The sequence below is a fragment of the Streptomyces sp. NPDC002513 genome (genome assembly GCF_053595355.1).
Window position 1 is genome coordinate 24,984 of the sequence record NZ_JBSFXK010000006.1, and the last position, 17,283, is coordinate 42,266.

General features: G+C 70.9%; 18 protein-coding genes. 10 read left to right on the forward strand and 8 right to left on the reverse strand.

Annotation, left to right across the window (positions count from 1 at the left end):
• The first annotated feature begins 71 nt into the window (after positions 1-71).
• Positions 72-998 (forward strand): 16S rRNA (adenine(1518)-N(6)/adenine(1519)-N(6))-dimethyltransferase RsmA, encoded by a 927-nt coding sequence (rsmA, locus tag ACWD5Q_RS06210; RefSeq protein WP_451425840.1) that lies wholly within the window; start codon positions 72-74, stop codon positions 996-998.
• Positions 999-1,895: a 4-(cytidine 5'-diphospho)-2-C-methyl-D-erythritol kinase gene (locus tag ACWD5Q_RS06215; protein WP_451425841.1), complete on the forward strand. Its 897-nt coding sequence runs from the start codon at positions 999-1,001 to the stop codon at positions 1,893-1,895.
• Positions 1,896-1,976: 81 nt separating this feature from the next.
• Here ACWD5Q_RS06215 and ACWD5Q_RS06220 read toward each other — a convergent pair whose 3' ends face one another.
• The gene (locus ACWD5Q_RS06220) at positions 1,977-2,567 is read right to left on the reverse strand and encodes a Uma2 family endonuclease (protein WP_451426000.1); all 591 of its coding nucleotides are present in this window, start codon (positions 2,565-2,567) and stop codon (positions 1,977-1,979) included.
• Positions 2,568-2,724: 157 nt separating this feature from the next.
• Between ACWD5Q_RS06220 and ACWD5Q_RS06225 the strand changes: the two genes are divergently transcribed.
• Positions 2,725-4,524 (forward strand): ABC-F family ATP-binding cassette domain-containing protein, encoded by a 1,800-nt coding sequence (locus tag ACWD5Q_RS06225; protein ID WP_451425842.1) that lies wholly within the window; start codon positions 2,725-2,727, stop codon positions 4,522-4,524.
• 320 nt (positions 4,525-4,844) lie between these two features.
• Positions 4,845-5,552 (forward strand): helix-turn-helix transcriptional regulator, encoded by a 708-nt coding sequence (locus ACWD5Q_RS06230; RefSeq protein ID WP_451425843.1) that lies wholly within the window; start codon positions 4,845-4,847, stop codon positions 5,550-5,552.
• 216 nt (positions 5,553-5,768) lie between these two features.
• Here the strand turns inward: ACWD5Q_RS06230 and ACWD5Q_RS06235 are convergent, their stop codons facing one another.
• Positions 5,769-6,098 carry a hypothetical protein gene (locus tag ACWD5Q_RS06235; RefSeq protein WP_451425844.1) on the reverse strand — a complete coding sequence of 110 codons (330 nt, stop codon included), beginning with the start codon at positions 6,096-6,098 and terminating at the stop codon, positions 5,769-5,771.
• A 21-nt stretch (positions 6,099-6,119) separates the two neighbouring features.
• On the reverse strand, positions 6,120-7,856 hold the full coding sequence (locus ACWD5Q_RS06240; protein ID WP_451425845.1) for a sodium:solute symporter family protein: 1,737 nt from the start codon (positions 7,854-7,856) through the stop codon (positions 6,120-6,122).
• A gap of 202 nt (positions 7,857-8,058) precedes the next feature.
• On the opposite strand from ACWD5Q_RS06240, the gene ACWD5Q_RS06245 reads away from it, so the two are divergent.
• The 3 genes from ACWD5Q_RS06245 to galK are packed head-to-tail and all read left to right on the forward strand — an operon-like array spanning position 8,059 to position 11,276.
• Entirely contained in the window at positions 8,059-9,168 is a 1,110-nt protein-coding gene (locus ACWD5Q_RS06245; protein ID WP_451425846.1) for a galactose-1-phosphate uridylyltransferase, read from the forward strand.
• Complete coding sequence (gene galE / locus ACWD5Q_RS06250; RefSeq protein ID WP_451425847.1) at positions 9,165-10,133, forward strand: UDP-glucose 4-epimerase GalE; 969 nt, start codon at positions 9,165-9,167, stop codon at positions 10,131-10,133. Before ACWD5Q_RS06245 ends, galE begins: the two co-directional genes overlap by 4 nt.
• Complete coding sequence (gene galK / locus ACWD5Q_RS06255; RefSeq protein WP_451425848.1) at positions 10,134-11,276, forward strand: galactokinase; 1,143 nt, start codon at positions 10,134-10,136, stop codon at positions 11,274-11,276. It abuts the gene before it with no gap.
• On the opposite strand, the gene ACWD5Q_RS06260 is transcribed toward galK, so the two are convergent.
• The gene (locus ACWD5Q_RS06260) at positions 11,218-11,724 is read right to left on the reverse strand and encodes a GNAT family N-acetyltransferase (protein WP_451426001.1); all 507 of its coding nucleotides are present in this window, start codon (positions 11,722-11,724) and stop codon (positions 11,218-11,220) included. The genes galK and ACWD5Q_RS06260 overlap by 59 nt on opposite strands.
• A 251-nt stretch (positions 11,725-11,975) precedes the next feature.
• Between ACWD5Q_RS06260 and ACWD5Q_RS06265 the strand changes: the two genes are divergently transcribed.
• Positions 11,976-12,767, forward strand: coding sequence for a LuxR C-terminal-related transcriptional regulator (locus ACWD5Q_RS06265; protein ID WP_451425849.1), 792 nt, complete (start codon positions 11,976-11,978; stop codon positions 12,765-12,767).
• Here ACWD5Q_RS06265 and ACWD5Q_RS06270 read toward each other — a convergent pair.
• Complete coding sequence (locus ACWD5Q_RS06270; RefSeq protein ID WP_451425850.1) at positions 12,726-13,223, reverse strand: MarR family winged helix-turn-helix transcriptional regulator; 498 nt, start codon at positions 13,221-13,223, stop codon at positions 12,726-12,728. The genes ACWD5Q_RS06265 and ACWD5Q_RS06270 overlap by 42 nt on opposite strands.
• A 164-nt stretch (positions 13,224-13,387) precedes the next feature.
• On the opposite strand from ACWD5Q_RS06270, the gene ACWD5Q_RS06275 reads away from it, so the two are divergent.
• Both ACWD5Q_RS06275 and ACWD5Q_RS06280 read left to right on the forward strand, forming a co-directional pair.
• Positions 13,388-14,197: a trans-aconitate 2-methyltransferase gene (locus ACWD5Q_RS06275; RefSeq protein ID WP_451425851.1), complete on the forward strand. Its 810-nt coding sequence runs from the start codon at positions 13,388-13,390 to the stop codon at positions 14,195-14,197.
• Positions 14,198-14,200: 3 nt separating this feature from the next.
• Positions 14,201-14,569 carry a glyoxalase gene (locus tag ACWD5Q_RS06280; RefSeq protein WP_451425852.1) on the forward strand — a complete coding sequence of 123 codons (369 nt, stop codon included), beginning with the start codon at positions 14,201-14,203 and terminating at the stop codon, positions 14,567-14,569.
• Here the strand turns inward: ACWD5Q_RS06280 and ACWD5Q_RS06285 are convergent.
• From ACWD5Q_RS06285 to ACWD5Q_RS06295, 3 genes are all read right to left on the reverse strand, one after another.
• Positions 14,556-15,170 (reverse strand): Uma2 family endonuclease, encoded by a 615-nt coding sequence (locus ACWD5Q_RS06285; protein ID WP_451425853.1) that lies wholly within the window; start codon positions 15,168-15,170, stop codon positions 14,556-14,558. The two genes, ACWD5Q_RS06280 and ACWD5Q_RS06285, sit on opposite strands and share 14 nt — an antisense overlap.
• 99 nt (positions 15,171-15,269) lie before the next feature.
• Positions 15,270-15,956: a TetR/AcrR family transcriptional regulator gene (locus tag ACWD5Q_RS06290; protein WP_451425854.1), complete on the reverse strand. Its 687-nt coding sequence runs from the start codon at positions 15,954-15,956 to the stop codon at positions 15,270-15,272.
• A complete protein-coding gene (locus tag ACWD5Q_RS06295) occupies positions 15,953-16,963 on the reverse strand; it encodes an acyl-CoA desaturase (RefSeq protein WP_451425855.1) in 1,011 nt (336 codons plus the stop codon). Before ACWD5Q_RS06295 ends, ACWD5Q_RS06290 begins: the two co-directional genes overlap by 4 nt.
• Positions 16,964-17,283: the final 320 nt, after the last annotated feature.

Here is a 17,283-nt window from a genome sequence, read left to right on the forward strand (position 1 = left end):
CGGCAGTACGGATGAGCGGGGCGGCGCGGAGGCGGGCACGGGCGCCCCGCGCCGCCCCGTACCCTTGGTCCGTGAGCAGCTCCACCCCCGACGCCCTGCTGGGCCCCGCCGACATCCGTGAGCTGGCGGCGGCCCTCGGCGTGCGCCCCACCAAGCAACGCGGCCAGAACTTCGTCATCGACGCCAACACCGTGCGGCGCATCGTACGCACCGCCGATGTGCGGCCCGACGATGTGGTGGTGGAGGTGGGACCCGGGCTCGGCTCCCTGACGCTGGCGCTGCTGGAGGTCGCCGAGCGGGTCACCGCCGTCGAGATCGACGACGTGCTCGCCGGGGCGCTGCCCGCGACCGTCGCCGCCCGGATGCCCGGGCGCGCCGACCGGTTCGCGCTGGTGCACTCCGACGCGCTGCACGTGCGGGAGCTGCCGGGCCCCGCGCCCACCGCGCTCGTCGCGAACCTGCCGTACAACGTCGCCGTCCCCGTGCTCCTGCACATGCTCGACACGTTCCCGAGCATCGAGCGGACGCTCGTGATGGTGCAGTCCGAGGTCGCCGACCGGCTGGCCGCCGCGCCCGGCTCCAAGGTGTACGGGGTGCCGTCCGTGAAGGCCGGCTGGTACGCCGACGTCAAGCGCGCCGGAGCCATCGGGCGCACCGTCTTCTGGCCCGCCCCGAACGTCGACAGCGGGCTCGTCTCGCTGGTCCGGCGGGCCGAGCCGGTCAAGACCACCGCGTCCAAGGCGGAGGTGTTCGCGGTGGTGGACGCGGCGTTCGCGCAGCGGCGCAAGACGCTGCGGGCGGCGCTCGCCGGCTGGGCGGGGTCGGCCGCCGCGGCCGAGGCCGCGCTCGTCGCCGCCGGCATCTCGCCGCAGGCGCGCGGCGAGTCCCTGACGGTCGAGGACTTCGCGCGCATCGCCGAGGCCGCGCCACCGCGGGCGGCACAGCATCCGACGGCCGCTGCGCGGCGGGCCGCATCCCGTACAGAGGAGTCCGAGTAAGTGAGCGTGACGGTACGCGTCCCCGCGAAGGTCAACGTCCAGCTCGCGGTGGGTGCCGCCCGCCCGGACGGCTTCCACGACCTGGCCAACGTCTTCCTCGCCGTCGGCCTGTACGACGAGATCACGGTGACCCCGTCCACCGATGGTCTCGGGGTCACCTGCTCCGGCCCGGACGCCGGTGAGGTGCCCCTGGACCGGACGAACCTGGCGGCCCGCGCGGCCCTCGCGCTCGCCGAACGGTACGGCCGGGCACCCGATGTGCACCTCCACATCGCCAAGGACATCCCGGTCGCGGGCGGTATGGCGGGCGGCAGCGCGGACGGCGCCGGGGCGCTGGTGGCGTGCGACGCGCTGTGGGGAACGCGCGCCTCCCGCGAGGAACTCCTCGCCATCTGCGCCGAGCTGGGCAGTGACGTGCCGTTCAGCCTGGTGGGCGGGGCCGCGCTGGGCACCGGGCGGGGCGAGCGGCTCACGGCGCTGGAGGTCGGCGGGACGTTCCACTGGGTGTTCGCGATGGCTCCGCGGGGACTGTCGACCCCGGCCGTCTTCCGGGAGTTCGACCGTCTGAACGAGGGCGTACGGATCCCCGAGCCCGTCGCCTCGCAGGACCTGCTCGACGCGCTGGCCAAGGGCGACGCGGAGGCGCTCGCGGCGGCGGTCTCCAACGACCTCCAGCCGGCCGCGCTGTCCCTGTTCCCCGAACTCGCGGACACGCTGGCCGCCGGGCGCGCGGCGGGGGCGCTGACGGGACTGGTGTCCGGGTCGGGACCGACGACGGCGTTCCTCGCGCGGGACGCCGCCGCCGCGGCGGAGATCGCGCGGGCACTGGTGGCGTCGGGCACCTGCCGGTCGGCACGGGTGGCCCAGGCGCCGGCGCCCGGGGCGACCGTCGTCTGAGGCGGATGCCCTCGAGGGGTGGCTGCCGGTGGGGCGCGGGCGGGCCGGGGCGAGGCGGGGCCGTGTGACGGGGGCCGGGGCTCAGAGGGTGTCGATGGCGGTCAGGTCGATGTCGATGGTGTAGGGCACGTCGACTTTGAGGTGATCGTGGTGAATTCCGGTCAAGGCGTACGTGTGGCTGGTCCGGGACAGCTCGTAGACCTGCACGACCGGGCGGCTGTCTGGGCCTGCCATGTCGACCAGCCAGAAGTGGGCAATGCCCGCTGCGGCGTATTTGTGGGGCTTGGTGTGGCGGTCGCGTGATTCGGACTCCGGGGAAATGACCTCGACGGCCAGCAGGACATCCGTGCCGTTGAAGTGCGTCTGCGTCGGTCCTGTTTTGGCGCTCGCCTTGATGACGGAGACGTCCGGCTCGGGCCCGTTGCGTTTGTCCAGCACGACGGTCATCTCGCGCGCGACCTTCAGGTCGGGCGGCAAGGTGCTGCGCAAGCCACTCACGAGCAGATCGATCACCGCGAAGTGGGAGTAGCGCTGCGGGCTCACGAAGACCAGGCTCCCGTCGATCAACTCGGTGTGCGGCGGGAGATCCGGCAGCGTGAACAGGTCGTCCACGGTGTAACCGTCCATCGGCGGCATCGGCCAGCGAGACTGCTCAGTGGACTCGGCAAACATGGTTCCTCCCATGGACGGGATCCTGCGGCCTGTTGTCCACGGTAGCGGCCGTATCCGGATCACGTCACCACGAAGAGTGACGATCCCCTCGCGCGTCGCCACCCGTCCCGGAGGCCCTACGCTTGAAGGCTGACCGACCCCCGTGCGCAGGAGTGAAATGGCCGTCAACCTCGTCAATGCCGAGAACATCAGCAAGGTGTACGGCACCCGTGCCCTGCTCGACGGTGTCTCGCTCGGCGTGTCCGAAGGCGACCGGATCGGGGTCGTCGGGCGCAACGGCGACGGCAAGACCACCCTGATCCGGATGCTCGCCAAGCTGGAGGAGGCCGATTCCGGCCGCGTCACCCACTCCGGCGGGCTGCGGCTCGCCGTGCTCACCCAGCACGACTCCCTCGACCCGGCCGCCACCGTCCGGCACGAGGTCATCCGGGACATGGCCGACCATGAGTGGGCGGGCAACGCCAAGATCCGGGACGTGCTCACGGGCCTGTTCGGCGGTCTCGACCTGCCCGGGTTCCCGCAGGGGCTCGACACCGTCATCGGCCCCCTGTCCGGTGGCGAGCGGCGCCGTATCGCGCTCGCCAAGCTGCTGATCGCCGAGCAGGACCTCATCGTCCTCGACGAGCCCACCAACCACCTTGACGTCGAGGGCATCGCCTGGCTCGCGGGCCATCTGCGCGAGCGCCGCTCCGCGCTGGTGTGCGTCACCCACGACCGGTGGTTCCTCGACCAGGTGTGCACCCGGATGTGGGACGTGCAGCGGGGCACGGTCCACGAGTACGAGGGCGGCTACTCCGACTACGTCTTCGCCCGTGCCGAGCGCGAGCGCATCGCGGCCTCGGAGGAGGCCAAGCGGCAGAACCTGGTCCGCAAGGAGCTGGCCTGGCTGCGGCGCGGCGCGCCCGCCCGCACCTCCAAGCCCCGCTTCCGCGTCGAGGCCGCCAACGAGCTGATCAAGGACGTGCCGCCGCCCCGGGACAGCAGCGAGCTGATGAAGTTCGCCTCCTCCCGGCTCGGGAAGACCGTTTTCGACCTCGAGGACGTCACGGTGCAGGCCGGACCCAAGGTGCTGTTGAAGCACATCACCTGGCAGCTCGGCCCCGGCGACCGCATCAGCCTGATCGGCGTGAACGGCGCCGGCAAGACCTCCCTGCTGCGTGCGCTGGCCGACGCCGCGCGCAGTCAGGGGGAGCAGCAGCCGGCCGGCGGCCGGATCGTCGTGGGCAAGACCGTCAGGCTGGCCTATCTGTCGCAGGAGGTCGCCGAACTCGACCCGAGCTGGCGGGTCCTGGAGGCCGTGCAGCGCGTGCGGGAGCGGGTCGACCTCGGCAAGGGGCGCGAGATGACCGCGGGGCAGCTGTGCGAGACCTTCGGCTTCACCAAGGAGAAGCAGTGGACGCCGGTGGGGGACCTCTCCGGCGGTGAGCGCCGGCGGCTGCAACTGCTGCGCCTGCTGATGGACGAGCCGAACGTGCTGTTCCTCGACGAGCCCACCAACGACCTCGACATCGAGACCCTCACCCAGCTCGAGGACCTGCTCGACGGCTGGCCCGGCTCGATGATCGTGATCTCCCACGACCGGTTCTTCGTCGAGCGCACGACCGACCGGGTGTACGCCCTCCTCGGCGACGCCACGCTGCGGATGCTGCCGCGCGGCATCGACGAGTACCTGGAGCGGCGGCACCGTATGGAGGAAGCGGCGGCCGCGTCCTCAGTGCCCGTGGCCGCGAAGCCCGCGGTCTCGGCCGCCGACACACGTGCCGCCAAGAAGGAACTGCAGCGGATCGAGCGGCAGTTGGACAAGATCTCCGAGCGGGAGACCAAGCTCCACGAGCAGATCGCCGAGTCCGCGACGGACTTCGCGAAGGTGGCCGAGCTGGACGCCGAACTGCGGGGACTCGTCGGCGAGCGGGAGGAGCTGGAGCTGCGCTGGCTGGAACTCGCCGAGGACGCCTAGGAGTTCGACTCGCCGGGTGTTCGATCCGCTGGGTGTTCGACCCGCCCGGCGTGTCCGCTTCGGCGCGAAGGAGCGCGCGGGCGCGCGCGATGAGGGCCTCGCTCCTGTTCCGGGGCGGGGCCCCGCACGTACCCCTCATCAGGTGCTAATCGGCTGGATTCCGGTCATCCGGGGCGCTTCTCGCCGGTAAGGGAAGCGCAACGTCGAACAAGCGTGTAGCTTCCGGGGTCATGGAGGGCGGGGATGCGCCGGGGGCCTCTGTCCGTGCGGGCCGGTGGGCATCCATAGTGGGCATCCACGGGGGGACTGGGGGTTGCTCGATGGGAGTGCGGCTCATGGTGGTCGACGACCACCGACTGCTCGCCGAGGCACTGGCCTCGGCGCTGAAGCTGCGGGGGCACCGGGTGCTCGCCGCGGCGGCACCCGCCGCGGGCGCGGCGGAACTGGTGATCACCAGGGCGCCCGAGGTGTGCCTGCTGGGCACGGCGGCGCCCGCCGGGCCGGGGGCCTTCGACCCGGTGGTGCGCATCAAGCGGGAGCGTCCGCAGGTGGCGGTGCTGGTTCTCGGGCCGGTGCCGAACCCGCGGGGCATCGCGGCCGCGTTCGCCGCCGGCGCCGCGGGCTACGTACGCCACGACGAGCGCATCGAGGGCGTCGAGCGGGCGATCATGAAGGCGCGGGCGGGTGAGGCGGCGGTGGCGCCGCAGTTGTTGCAGGGCGCGTTCAGCGAGCTGCTCAATCCGGCGGCGCAGCCGGACGACGAGGGCCAGCGCCTGCTGCGGATGCTCACCCCGCGCGAGGTGGAGGTCCTGGTGCGGGTCGCGGACGGCGAGGACACCCGGCTGATCGCGGCCGGGATGGGGATCGCCTCGTCGACGGCCCGCACCCACGTCCAGCGGGTCCTGATGAAACTGGGCGTCGGCTCCCGGTTGGAGGCGGCGGCCCTCGCGGCGAGGACCGGCCTGCTGGAACGGGCGGGTCCGCCACCGCCCGCCCTTCCGGGGGCGGGCGCGCAGGCTCCTCGGTAGTCAGCGGGGGCCCTTCGGCCGTCGGGCGTGCGGGCCTTCGGTGGTCGGGCGCGCAGGGCCCTTGGTCAGTGGGGCGGGCAGGCTCTTCGGTCGGTCGGTCGGGCGTGCGGGCCTCCGGTCGTCGGACGGACAGGCCCTTTGCCGACCGGGCGCGCAGGCGCCTGTCCGCGGCGGTGAACGGGGCCGGGGTCCCGGGCGGGCCCCCGGCCGTCCGGGTCACTCGGGTGTCTTCTCCTCCGCCGGCGGCGAGGTCGGCGGGGTCGTCGGGCGCAGCTTGAGCCAGAGCAGGAAGAACAGGCCGAGCAGCAGCATGCCCAGGCCCGTCCACAGGTTGATGTTGACGCCCTGGGCCTTGGCGATCTCGGCGTCGGAGGCCGTGAAGCCCGCGATCATGACGATGACGCCGTAGATCACGAAGAGTCCGCCGATGATGCGGCGCAGGTCGAAGATGCGGGCCGCGGTCGCGGACTTGCCCTCCAGCTCGGTGACCGCGCGCTGGACGTCGTCGTGCTCGGAGTGCTCGGAGTACTCGGAGTACTCGGACATGGTCTTTCCCTTCTCCCGTGGTCAGATCGAGAACGGGATGTAGCAGGCGGCGGCGATGACGACCGCGCCCCAGCCCAGCAGGGCGGGCTTGCGGTACCAGGCGTCGTCGCCCTCGGCGGGCGGCTCGGTGGGGCCGGGGAGGGGGGTCCCCCCGGTCGAGCGAAGCCGGGACGGGGGGAGGGTGCCGTACACGAGGCCCCGCAGGCTCTCCTCCGGCTTGGGCGCGGTGAACAGCGACACCGCCACCATGACGACCCCGCCCGCCACGAAACCGGCGATCGCGGAGACGAAGTTGGCGCCCTGGTCGGAGGGGATGCTGATGATGCCCTGCTTGTAGATGACGAAGTAGTTCACCATCGCGGTCACCGTGCCGGCGAGCAGGCCCCAGAAGCCGGACTTCGCGGACGCGCGCTTCCAGAACATGCCGACGATGAAGACCGCGAACATCGGCACGTTGAAGAAGGAGAACAGCGTCTGCAGGTAGCTCATGATGTTGGAGAACGAGGACGCCAGGAACGCCGTGCCGACCGACGCCAGCACGCCGACCGCCGTGATGAGACGGCCGAACCGCACGTAGTACGCGTCCTCGCGGTTCCTGACCACGTACTTCGCCCAGATGTCGTTGGTGAACACCGTGTTGAAGGACGAGACGTTGGCCGCCATGCCGGCCATGAAGGCGGCGAGCAGTCCGGTCACCGCGATGCCGAGCACGCCGTTGGGCAGCAGCTCCTGCATCAGGTACGGGATGGCGTCGTTGTACTGCAGGCCGGAGCCGGTGGTGCCGATCTTGGGGACCAGGGCGGCGGCGACCAGGCCCGGGATCATCACCAGGAACACGATGAAGATCTTCGGGAACGCGGCGATCAGCGGGGTGCGCTGGGCGGCGGAGAGGTTCTTCGCGGACAGGGCGCGCTGCACCTCGGCGAAGTTGGTCGTCCAGTAGCCGAAGGACAGCACGAAGCCGAGGCCGAGGACGATCGTCAGCCAGTTCGCGCCCAGGGGGTTGGTGTGGCCGATGCCGGTCCCGCCCCACGCGGTGACGAAGTCATGGCCGTGGGTCGCGCTGAGCTTGTCGGTCAGTCCGCCCCAGCCGCCGACCTTCTTCAGGCCGAGCACGGTGAGGGGGATGAGGGCCGCGAGGATCACGAAGAACTGCAGTACCTCGTTGTAGATCGCGGACGACAGGCCGCCGAGGGTGATGTAGGCGAGGACGAAGAAGCCGGCGACCACGATCGCCACCCACTGCGGCCAGCCGAGCAGCGCCTCGACGACGATCGCGAGGGCGTAGAGGTTCACCCCGGCGATCAGGATGGCGGCGAAGGCGAACAGGGCGGAACTGAGCAGGTGGGCCCACTTGTCGAAGCGGAGCAGCAGGAACTCGGGGACCGAGCGGACCTTGGAGCCGTAGTAGAAGGGCATCATGACCAGGCCCAGGAACACCATGGCCGGGATGGCGCCGACCCAGTACCAGTGCACGGTGTAGGTGCCGTACTGGGCGCTGTTGGCGGCCATGCCGAGGATCTCGGTGGCGGCCAGGTTCGCCGAGATGAACGCCAGACCGGTGATCCAGGCGGGCAGGGAGCGCCCGGAGAGGAAGAAGTCGAGGCTGGTCTTCACGGAGCGGCGGGCGGCGAAGCCGATGCCCAGGACGACGGCGAAGTAGATCCCGAGGATCGTGTAGTCGAGGCCGTTGGTCGGGAGCCGTAGGCCGGCCGCCAGAACCGTGGGGTCGGCGGCCGGATATGTGGCGATCTGCATGATTACTCGCTTCGTTGCGTGAACCAATCAGTGCGGAATCATCGCCTTTATGTTCGATATTCAAACACTCTGATGACGCCCTTTGTTTGATTGTGATGTTGACTGCCGTTGGTCGGTTGTGGTTTGTTGTGTTGAGTTATGTTTGAAGGGCGGATCCAGTGTGGATGAGGCGTCCGGCAGTGCAGCAGAAAGGCAAGGCGTCGTGAAGAAGACCCCGACCCGGCTGGCCGACGGTCGTGAACTCATCTACTACGACCTGCGCGACGACACCGTGCGCGACGCGGTCGACCGCCGGCCGCTGAAGCGGACCGTCACGACCTCCGAGATCCGCCGCGACGCGCTGCTCGGCGACGCGGTCGCCATCGCCTCGCACCGCCAGGACCGCACCTACCTCCCGCCCGCCGACGAGTGCCCCCTGTGCCCCTCCCGCGAGGGCCGGCTCACCGAGATCCCGGACTCCTCCTACGACGTCGCCGTCTTCGAGAACCGCTTCCCCTCGCTCGCCGGGGACTCCGGACGCTGCGAGGTCGTCTGCTTCACCTCGGACCACAACGCCTCCTTCGCCGACCTGACCGAGGAGCAGGCGCGGCTGGTCCTGGACGCCTGGACCGACCGCACCGCGGAGCTGTCCTCGCTGCCCGCCGTCCAGCAGGTCTTCTGCTTCGAGAACCGCGGCCGGGAGATCGGCGTGACCCTCGGCCACCCGCACGGCCAGATCTACGCGTATCCCTTCACCACCCCGCGCACCGCCCTCATGCTCCGCTCGCTCGCCGCCCACAAGAAGGCCACCGGCGGCGAGAACCTCTTCGACGCCGTCCTGGAGCGCGAGCTGGCCGACGAGCGGGTCGTCCTCAAGGGCGAGCACTGGGTCGCCTTCGTCCCCTACGCCGCGCACTGGCCGTACGAGGTCCACCTCTACCCCCGGCGCCGCGTCCCGGATCTGCTCGCGCTGGACGAGGCCGCGCGCACGGAGTTCCCCAAGGTCTATCTGGAACTCCTGGCGCGCTTCGACCGGCTCTTCGTCCAGGGGGACGGCGGGGAGAAGTCCGCGCGGGAGGGAAAGCAGAACTCCGCGGACGGGACGTCGACTCCCTACATCGCCGCCTGGCACCAGGCGCCGTTCGGCGCACTGACGGAGTTCGACGGCGTCAGCCGTGACGACTTCGCGCTTCACCTCGAGCTTTTCACCATTCGCCGCACTTCCGGCAAGCTGAAGTTCCTCGCAGGTTCCGAGTCCGGCATGAATGTGTTCATCAACGACGTGCCGCCGGAAGCTGCGGCCCAGCGACTGCGAGAGGTAGCGAGTTCATGAGTGGGAAGTACCTGGTCACCGGCGGTGCGGGCTACGTCGGCAGCGTGGTCGCCCGGCACCTGCTGGAGGCGGGCCACGAGGTCGTCGTCCTCGACAACCTCTCCACCGGCTTCCGCGAGGGAGTGCCGGCGGGTGCTTCCCTCATCGAGAGCGACATCCGCGACGCCGCCAAGTGGCTGGACCCCACCTTCGACGCCGTCCTGCACTTCGCCGCGTTCTCGCAGGTCGGCGAGTCGGTCGTGAAGCCCGAGAAGTACTGGGACAACAACGTCGGCGGCACGATGGCGCTGCTCGGCGCGATGCGTGAGACGGGCGTGCGCAAGCTGGTCTTCTCCTCCACGGCGGCGACCTACGGCGAGCCCGAACAGGTGCCGATCGTCGAGACCGCACCGACGCGGCCCACCAACCCCTACGGCGCCTCGAAGCTCGCCGTCGACCACATGATCAGCGGTGAGGCGGCCGCGCACGGCCTGGGCGCGGTCTCCCTGCGCTACTTCAACGTGGCGGGCGCCTACGGCGACTGCGGCGAGCGCCACAACCCGGAGTCCCACCTGATCCCGCTCGTCCTCCAGGTCGCGCAGGGCCGGCGGGAGACCATCTCCGTCTTCGGCGACGACTACCCGACGCCGGACGGCACCTGCGTCCGCGACTACATCCATGTCGCGGACCTCGCCGAGGCCCATCTGCTGGCCCTGGACGCCGCCGCGTCCGGCGAGCACCTGATCTGCAACCTCGGCAACGGCAACGGCTTCTCGGTGCGCGAGGTCATCGAGACCGTGCGCCAGGTCACCGGGCACCCGATCCCCGAGGTGGTGGCTCCGCGCCGGGGCGGCGACCCGGCGGTCCTGGTCGCCTCCGCGGTCGCGGCCCGCGAGCGGCTCGGCTGGAACCCGTCCCGCGCGGACCTCGCGGGCATCGTCGCGGACGCGTGGGAGTTCGCGCAGAACATCGCAAGGGAGCAGTAGGTGGGCGTACGCGAGGGCTTCACGGAGCTGTACGGGACGACTCCCGAAGGCGTCTGGGCGGCGCCGGGCCGGGTCAACCTGATCGGCGAGTACACGGACTTCAACGAGGGGTTCGTGATGCCGTTCGCCCTGCCGCACACGGCGGTCGCCGCGGTCTCCCGCCGCACCGACGGCACGCTGCGCCTGCACTCGGCGGACATCGACGGCCCGGTCGTCGAACTGGACATCGAGGAGCTGACCCCGCTGACGGACACCGGCTGGGCCGCCTACCCGGCCGGTGTCGTCTGGGCGCTGCGCGCGGCGGGCCACCCGGTCACCGGCGCCGACCTCCACCTGTCCTCGACGGTGCCGGTGGGCGCGGGCCTGTCCTCGTCGGCGGCGCTGGAGGTGGTCACCGCCCTCGCGCTGAACGACCTGTTCGGGCTCGGCCTGACCCGGCCCGAACTGGCGAGGCTCGCCCAGCGCGCCGAGAACGACTTCGTGGGCGTGCCCTCCGGCGTCATGGACCAGATGGCGTCGGCGTGCGGCACCGAGGGCCACGCCCTGCACCTCGACTGCCGGGATCTGTCCACCCGCCAGATCCCCTTCGACCTCCCCGCCCAGGGGCTCGCGCTGCTCGTCGTCGACACCCGGGTGAAGCACGCGCTGGGCGACGGGGCGTACGCCGAGCGGCGCGAGGGGTGCGAGGAGGGCGCACGACAGCTCGGGGTCTCGCATCTGCGGGATGTCGCCTACGAGGACCTTCAGGACGCGCTCGGGCGCCTGTCGGACGAGCGGGTGCGCCGCTATGTGCGCCACGTCGTCTCGGACGACCACCGCGTCGACCGGGTCGTCGCTCTGCTGGACGCGGGCGACGTCCGCGGGATCGGGCCCGTGCTGACGGAGGGTCATGTCTCGCTGCGGGACGACCTGCGCATCTCCTGCCCGGAGCTGGACCTGGTGGTGGACACGGCGACCGCGTCCGGCGCGCTGGGCGCCCGGATGACGGGCGGCGGCTTCGGCGGCTCGGCGATCGTCCTGACGGAGGCCGCCGACGCGGAGACGGTCGGCAAGGCGGTCGAGGAGGCGTTCGCCGCCGCCGGCTTCACGGCGCCCCGGGTGTTCCCGGCGGTGCCGTCGGCAGGGGCCCGGCAGCTCGGCTGAGCCTCTTGGTCAGGGTGTACTCCGTGATCCCCGGCGGATAGTCGGGGATCACGCACACCACGTCGTAGCCCCGCTTCCGGTAGAACTCCGGCGCCTGGAAGTCCCAGGTCTCCAGGCGCGCGGCCGTGCAGCCGCGCTCCTCGCGCGCCATGCGCTCCGCCCGGGCGAGCAGACGCGTGCCGAGACCCGCGCCGCGACGGCGGCCGTCCACCCACAGGTAGTCCACGTGCAGCCAGGCCGTCCAGGTGTGGCCGGCCAGTCCGCCCGCCAGCTCCCCCTCCGCATCGAACGCCCAGACCTGGAGCGGGACTTCACGCTCCGCGGGCGTGCCGCGCAGCGCGCGCAGCACCGGAGAGGCGGCCGTGTTCGCCTCCAGCAGCCGGGCACGAAGGAGATCGCGCCGCTCCCTGTCGACTCCTGTCTCGATACGAAACATGCGGCACACCATAAACGCCCTGGCCAATCAGTTCTGCAAATGTCCTTCCGCTCCAGGCCGACAGCCCTACGCTGTTGAACGGCGCCGGTGGGGGCCGGCGCTGATCAGGGGGCGAAACAGTCGGGTACGACGCCCGGGGTGGGGGTAACAGTTCCAGCACGGCGGCGGCCGTGCGGCTGCGGCGCCCCGTCCCAGGCGGACAACCGGGGAACATTCCGGGCGCCGTACCCGCGCCGGACGTCCCCCGAGCAGTGGGGGTTTCAGTGGTGCGCATCCGAGTCCTGGTCGTCGACGACCACCGCATCTTCGCCGAGTCGCTGGCGGCCGCACTGACCGCCGAGCCCGATGTCGAGGTGTCCGCCGCCGGCAGTGGTCCGGCCGCCCTGCGCTGCCTGGACCGGGCGGCCGCGGAGGGCCGCGGATTCGACGTGATACTCGTCGACGCGGACCTCGGGGGCAACGTCCCCGGCGCGCGCCCGGCGGTCCCCGTCCAGGAGGCCGGCGAGGACAGGCTCGTCGACGGCATCTCCCTGGTCTCCGGTGTCCGTTCGGGGCAGCCGGGGGTGCGGATCGTCGTCCTCGCGGAGAAGGACGACCCGCGCCGGGCCGCCCTCGCCCTGCAGGCGGGCGCCTCCGGCTGGGTCGCCAAGGACTGCTCGCTGTCCCGGCTGCTCACCGTCGTCCGGGGCGTGCTGCGCGATGAGACGCACCTTCCGCCCGCCCTGCTCACGGGCGTCCTGCGCGAACTGACGGCGGCCCGCAAGCACCGTACCGAGAGCGAGCGGCTGGTGGAGTCCCTGACGCCGCGGGAGCGGGAGGTGCTGCGGTGCATGGTCGCCGGGCTCGGCCGCAAGGCCGTCGCCGAGCGGCTGTTCCTCTCCCCGCACACCGTCCGCACCCATATGCAGAACGTGCTGGGGAAGCTGGGCGTCCACTCCACCCTCGCCGCCGTCGCGCTCGCCCGCCGCGCCGGGGTCGGGCCGGTCGACCTGGCCGGGGTCCGTCCGGTCGGCCTAGCCGGGGGTGTTGTCGAACGGGGCGGTCAGCCGGCGTAGCAGCGCGGCGAGTTCACCGCGCTGGGCCGGGCTGAGTTCCGACAGGATCGCGCGCTCCTGGTGGAGCAGTCCGGCGAGCGCCTGGTCCGCCCGGTCCCGTCCCTCGTCGGTGAGGCGCACCAGTACCCCCCGGCGGTCGCTGGGGTCGGGCAGCCGCTCGACCAGGCCCTTCTTCGTCAGGCGGTCGATGCGGTTGGTCATCGTGCCCGAGGTGACCAGCGTCTGGGTCAGCAGCTGGCCGGGGGAGAGCTGATAGGGACTGCCGGCCCGGCGGAGCGCGGTGAGGACGTCGAACTCCCAGGGCTCCAGGTGGTGCTCGGAGAACGCCAGCCGGCGTGCGCGGTCGAGGTGCCGGGCGAGCCTGCTCACCCGGCTGAGGACCTCGAGCGGTTCCACGTCGAGGTCCGGGCGCTCCCGGCGCCATGCCGCGACCAGCCGGTCGACCTCGTCCTCCATGACGATCAGTGTAGTGGTTGTGTCGACATGAAGTCTCTTGACGTTGAGTCTCTTGACGTCGAGATAGTGCGGATACGAGGATGACCCTGCGTGCGGAGGCGTCGTCAAACGGGGGCGACGCCTCCGCATGAGGACACCGAGCCGTTCACCGCGAGGAGGCCGCCATGCCCGCCGCGCCCACCTGGGACCCCGCTCAGTACCTGCGCCACGCCGGCCACCGCGCCCGCCCCTTCGTCGACCTGCTCGCCCGCGTCCCCGAACCGCGGGACGCGACACCACCTCGCATCGCCGACCTCGGCTGCGGCCCCGGCAACGTCACCGCCCTGCTCGCCGGCCGCTGGCCCACCGCGCACATCACCGGCTACGACAACTCGCCCGAGATGCTCGACCGGGCCCACACCCACCACGAAGGCCCCACCGCGGGCGGCGGCCGCCTCGACTTCGCCCACGTCGACGCCCGCACCTGGACGCCCCCGGAGCCGTACGACCTGATCATCAGCAACGCCACCCTCCAATGGGTGCCCGGACACGTCGGACGCTTCCCCGACTGGGTGGCCGCACTGAAGCCGGGCGGCACCTTCGCCTTCCAGGTGCCCGGGAACTTCGACTCGCCCAGCCACCGGCTGATGCGGGAACTCGCCCACTCCGCCCGCTGGAAGGACTGCCTCGCCGGCACCCTGCGCCATGACGACGCCGTGCTCACGCCCCACGCGTACCTGGAGCACCTCACCGGCCTCGGCTGCGCGGCGGATGTCTGGGAGACGACGTACCTGCATCTGCTCCAGGGCGAGGACCCGGTCCTGGACTGGGTCAAGGGCACCGGACTGCGGCCGGTCCTCACCGAGCTGGGCGACGAGGCGGAGGAGTTCCTCGCCGACTACCGCACGGTCCTGCGGGAGGCCTACCCGCCCACCGCCCACGGCACGGTGTTCCCGTTCCGCCGCATCTTCGCCGTCGCCACGAAGGCGGCCTGAGCGATGCTGACCGCCGTCGACCACGTCCAGCTCGCGGCCCCGCCCGGCTCCGAGGACCTGCTGCGCGGCTACTACGCCGACGCCCTCGGCATGACGGAGATCCCCAAGCCGCCGGTGCTCGCCGCGCGCGGCGGCTGCTGGTTCCAGGCGGGGGCCGTCCAACTGCACCTGGGGATCGAGGAGGACTTCCGGCCCGCACGCAAGGCGCACCCGGGGCTGCGGGTCGCGGGGATCGCCTACGCCGCCCGGCTCGCCGCGCGGGGAGCGGCGGTGACCTGGGACGACAACCTGCCGGGCCACCGGCGCTTCTGCTCGGAGGACCCGGTGGGGAACCGGCTGGAGTTCCTGGAGCCGATTGCTACAGACGTCTGAGAGCGTCCAGCGTGATGTCGATGTCGATGTCGAACGGCCCGGAGAGTTCGAGCTTGTCGTGATGGATGCCGGTGAGCGCGTAGGTCTTGTTGACCGGATCCAGCTCGTAGGTGCGGACCACCGGGTGCTGATTGCCTTCGGCCATCCCGACCAGCCAGAAATGAGGGATCCCGGCGGCCGCGTATTTCAGGGGCTTGGCGTCGTGGTCGCGCGCTTCGGAGTCCGGGGACACCACCTCTACGGCGAGTACCAGGTCCTCCGCGTCGAACCGGGTCTGCTCGAGTCCGGTGTCCGCGTCCGCACGGATCACGCTGATGTCCGGTTCGACAGCGTTGCGACGATCGAGAACGACCGTCATCTCACGCTTGACCTTGAGATGGCCGGGTACCGTCAGCCGCAGCCCGTGAGCCAGCAAGTCGATCATCAGCATGTGGAAATTTCGCTGCGGACTCACAAAGACCAAGCTCCCGTCGATCAACTCGGTGTGCGGCGGGAGGTCCGGCAGGGTGAACAGGTCATCGACCGTGAAGCCTTCGGGCGGCGGCACGGGCAGGTGGATGCCGGGCTCGGACTCGTGTGCGGCGAACGGCTCGGCAGACATGGTGATTCCTCCCATGAACGGGATTCTCGGACCGTGTACCCACCGTAGCGGCCGAGACCGACAAAGGTCATCACATCGGGTGATCACGCACCCCGCGCCTCAGCTCTTCCGGTGCCCTATCAGCCGAGGCTTCGGCTCCAGACCGTCCAGCCCGTGCCACGCCAGGTTCACCAGATGCGCCGCGACCTCGGCCTTCTTCGGGCGGCGCACATCCAGCCACCACTGGCCCGTCAGCGCCACCATGCCGACCAGCGCCTGCGCGTACAGCGGGGCGAGCTTCGGATCGAAGCCGCGGCTCTTGAACTCGCGGCCCAGGATGTCCTCCACCTGCGTGGCGATGTCCGAGATCAGGGACGCGAAGGAACCCGTCGACTGCGGGATCGGCGAGTCCCGGACCAGGATGCGGAACCCGTCCGTGCACTCCTCGATGTAGTCCAGCAGCGCGAAGGCCGCCTGCTCGCACAGCTCCCGCGGATGCCCTGCCGTCAGCGAACTCGTCACCATGTCCAGCAGACGCCGCATCTCGCGGTCCACCACCACCGCGTACAGGCCCTCCTTGCCGCCGAAGTGCTCGTACACCACCGGCTTGGAGACCCCGGCCTTCGCCGCGATCTCCTCCACCGACGTGCCCTCGAACCCCTTCGCGGCGAACAGCGTGCGACCGATCTCCAGCAACTGCTGGCGGCGCTCCGCCCCGGTCATCCGGGTACGACGGGTGCGCCGCGGTTTGTCGGTGCTGGGGGTTCCGGGAGTACCGGAGGAGTCGGTCGCCACGTTGTCAATCATGCCGTGCCGGCGTTCGCACTCCCGCGCCGGGAGCCTTCCCCGTCGGTGCTGCGGCGGGAATCGATACGCGAGCGTGACGGCCAGCGCACGTCGTACGCCCAGCCCAGCCGCTCGAACCAGCGGATGATCCGCGCGGAGGAGTCCAGCTGGCCCCGCTCCACACCGTGCCGCGCCGACGTCGGGTCCGCGTGGTGCAGGTTGTGCCAGGACTCACCGCACGACAGGACCGCCAGCCACCACACGTTCCCCGAGCGGTCCCGCGACTTGAACGGGCGCTTGCCCACCGCATGACAGATCGAGTTGATCGACCAGGTCACATGGTGCAGCAGGGCCACCCGGACGAGGGACCCCCAGAAGAGCGCCGTGAAGGCGCCCCACCAGGACATCGTCACCAGACCGCCGATCAGCGGCGGCAGCAGCAGCGACACCCCCGTCCACAGCACGAACTGGCGGGAGACCGCCCGCAGGGCCGGGTCCTTGATCAGGTCCGGCGCGTACTTCTCCTGCGACGTCTGCTCCTCATCGAACATCCAGCCGATATGGGCCCACCACAGGCCCTTCATCAGCGCGGGCACCGTCTCCCCGTAGCGCCACGGAGAATGCGGGTCGCCCTCCGCGTCCGAGAACTTGTGGTGCTTGCGGTGATCGGCGACCCAGCGCACCAGCGGTCCCTCGACAGCCATCGACCCCGCGATCGCCAGAGCGATCTTCAGGGGCCGCTTCGCCTTGAACGAGCCATGCGTGAAGTGGCGGTGGAAACCGATCGTGATGCCGTGACAGCCCAGGTAGTAGAAGAGGACCAGCAGGCCCAGATCGAGCCAGCTCACACCCCATCCCCAGGCCAGCGGCACCGCCGCGACCAGCGCCAGGAACGGGACCGTGATGAACAGCAGCAGCGTGATCTGCTCGATCGAACGCTTCTGCTCGCCGCCCAGCGTCGCCGAGGCCGGCGCGGTGTCGTCATTCGCCTGTGGGGCGTCTTCGATCACATCGGAGCTTGTGGTCATGGGGCGTCCCCTGTGGGGTCGAGGGTCGAGGCAGATGCCCGGATACGGATCCCAGGGTGCTCCCGGTATCTGACGAGAGACCCTACGCTTCCGTAACCTACGGCGACGTAAGTATGGCAGTGCATGGCCCGGCGGCAAGAGCCCACGAGCCTGCGCGTCCGCGTGGACACCTATCCTTGGAAGCGGTCGGACAGCGCGGTCCGCTCTGTTTTCTTCCCGGATGCCCCGTCCGTATGCGGCACCCGCCGCGCGGCTTGTCCGGGGCCCCTCTCAGACGATCCCACCAGTTGCCCACCACCGCCCTCCGAGGAAGTCGCCGA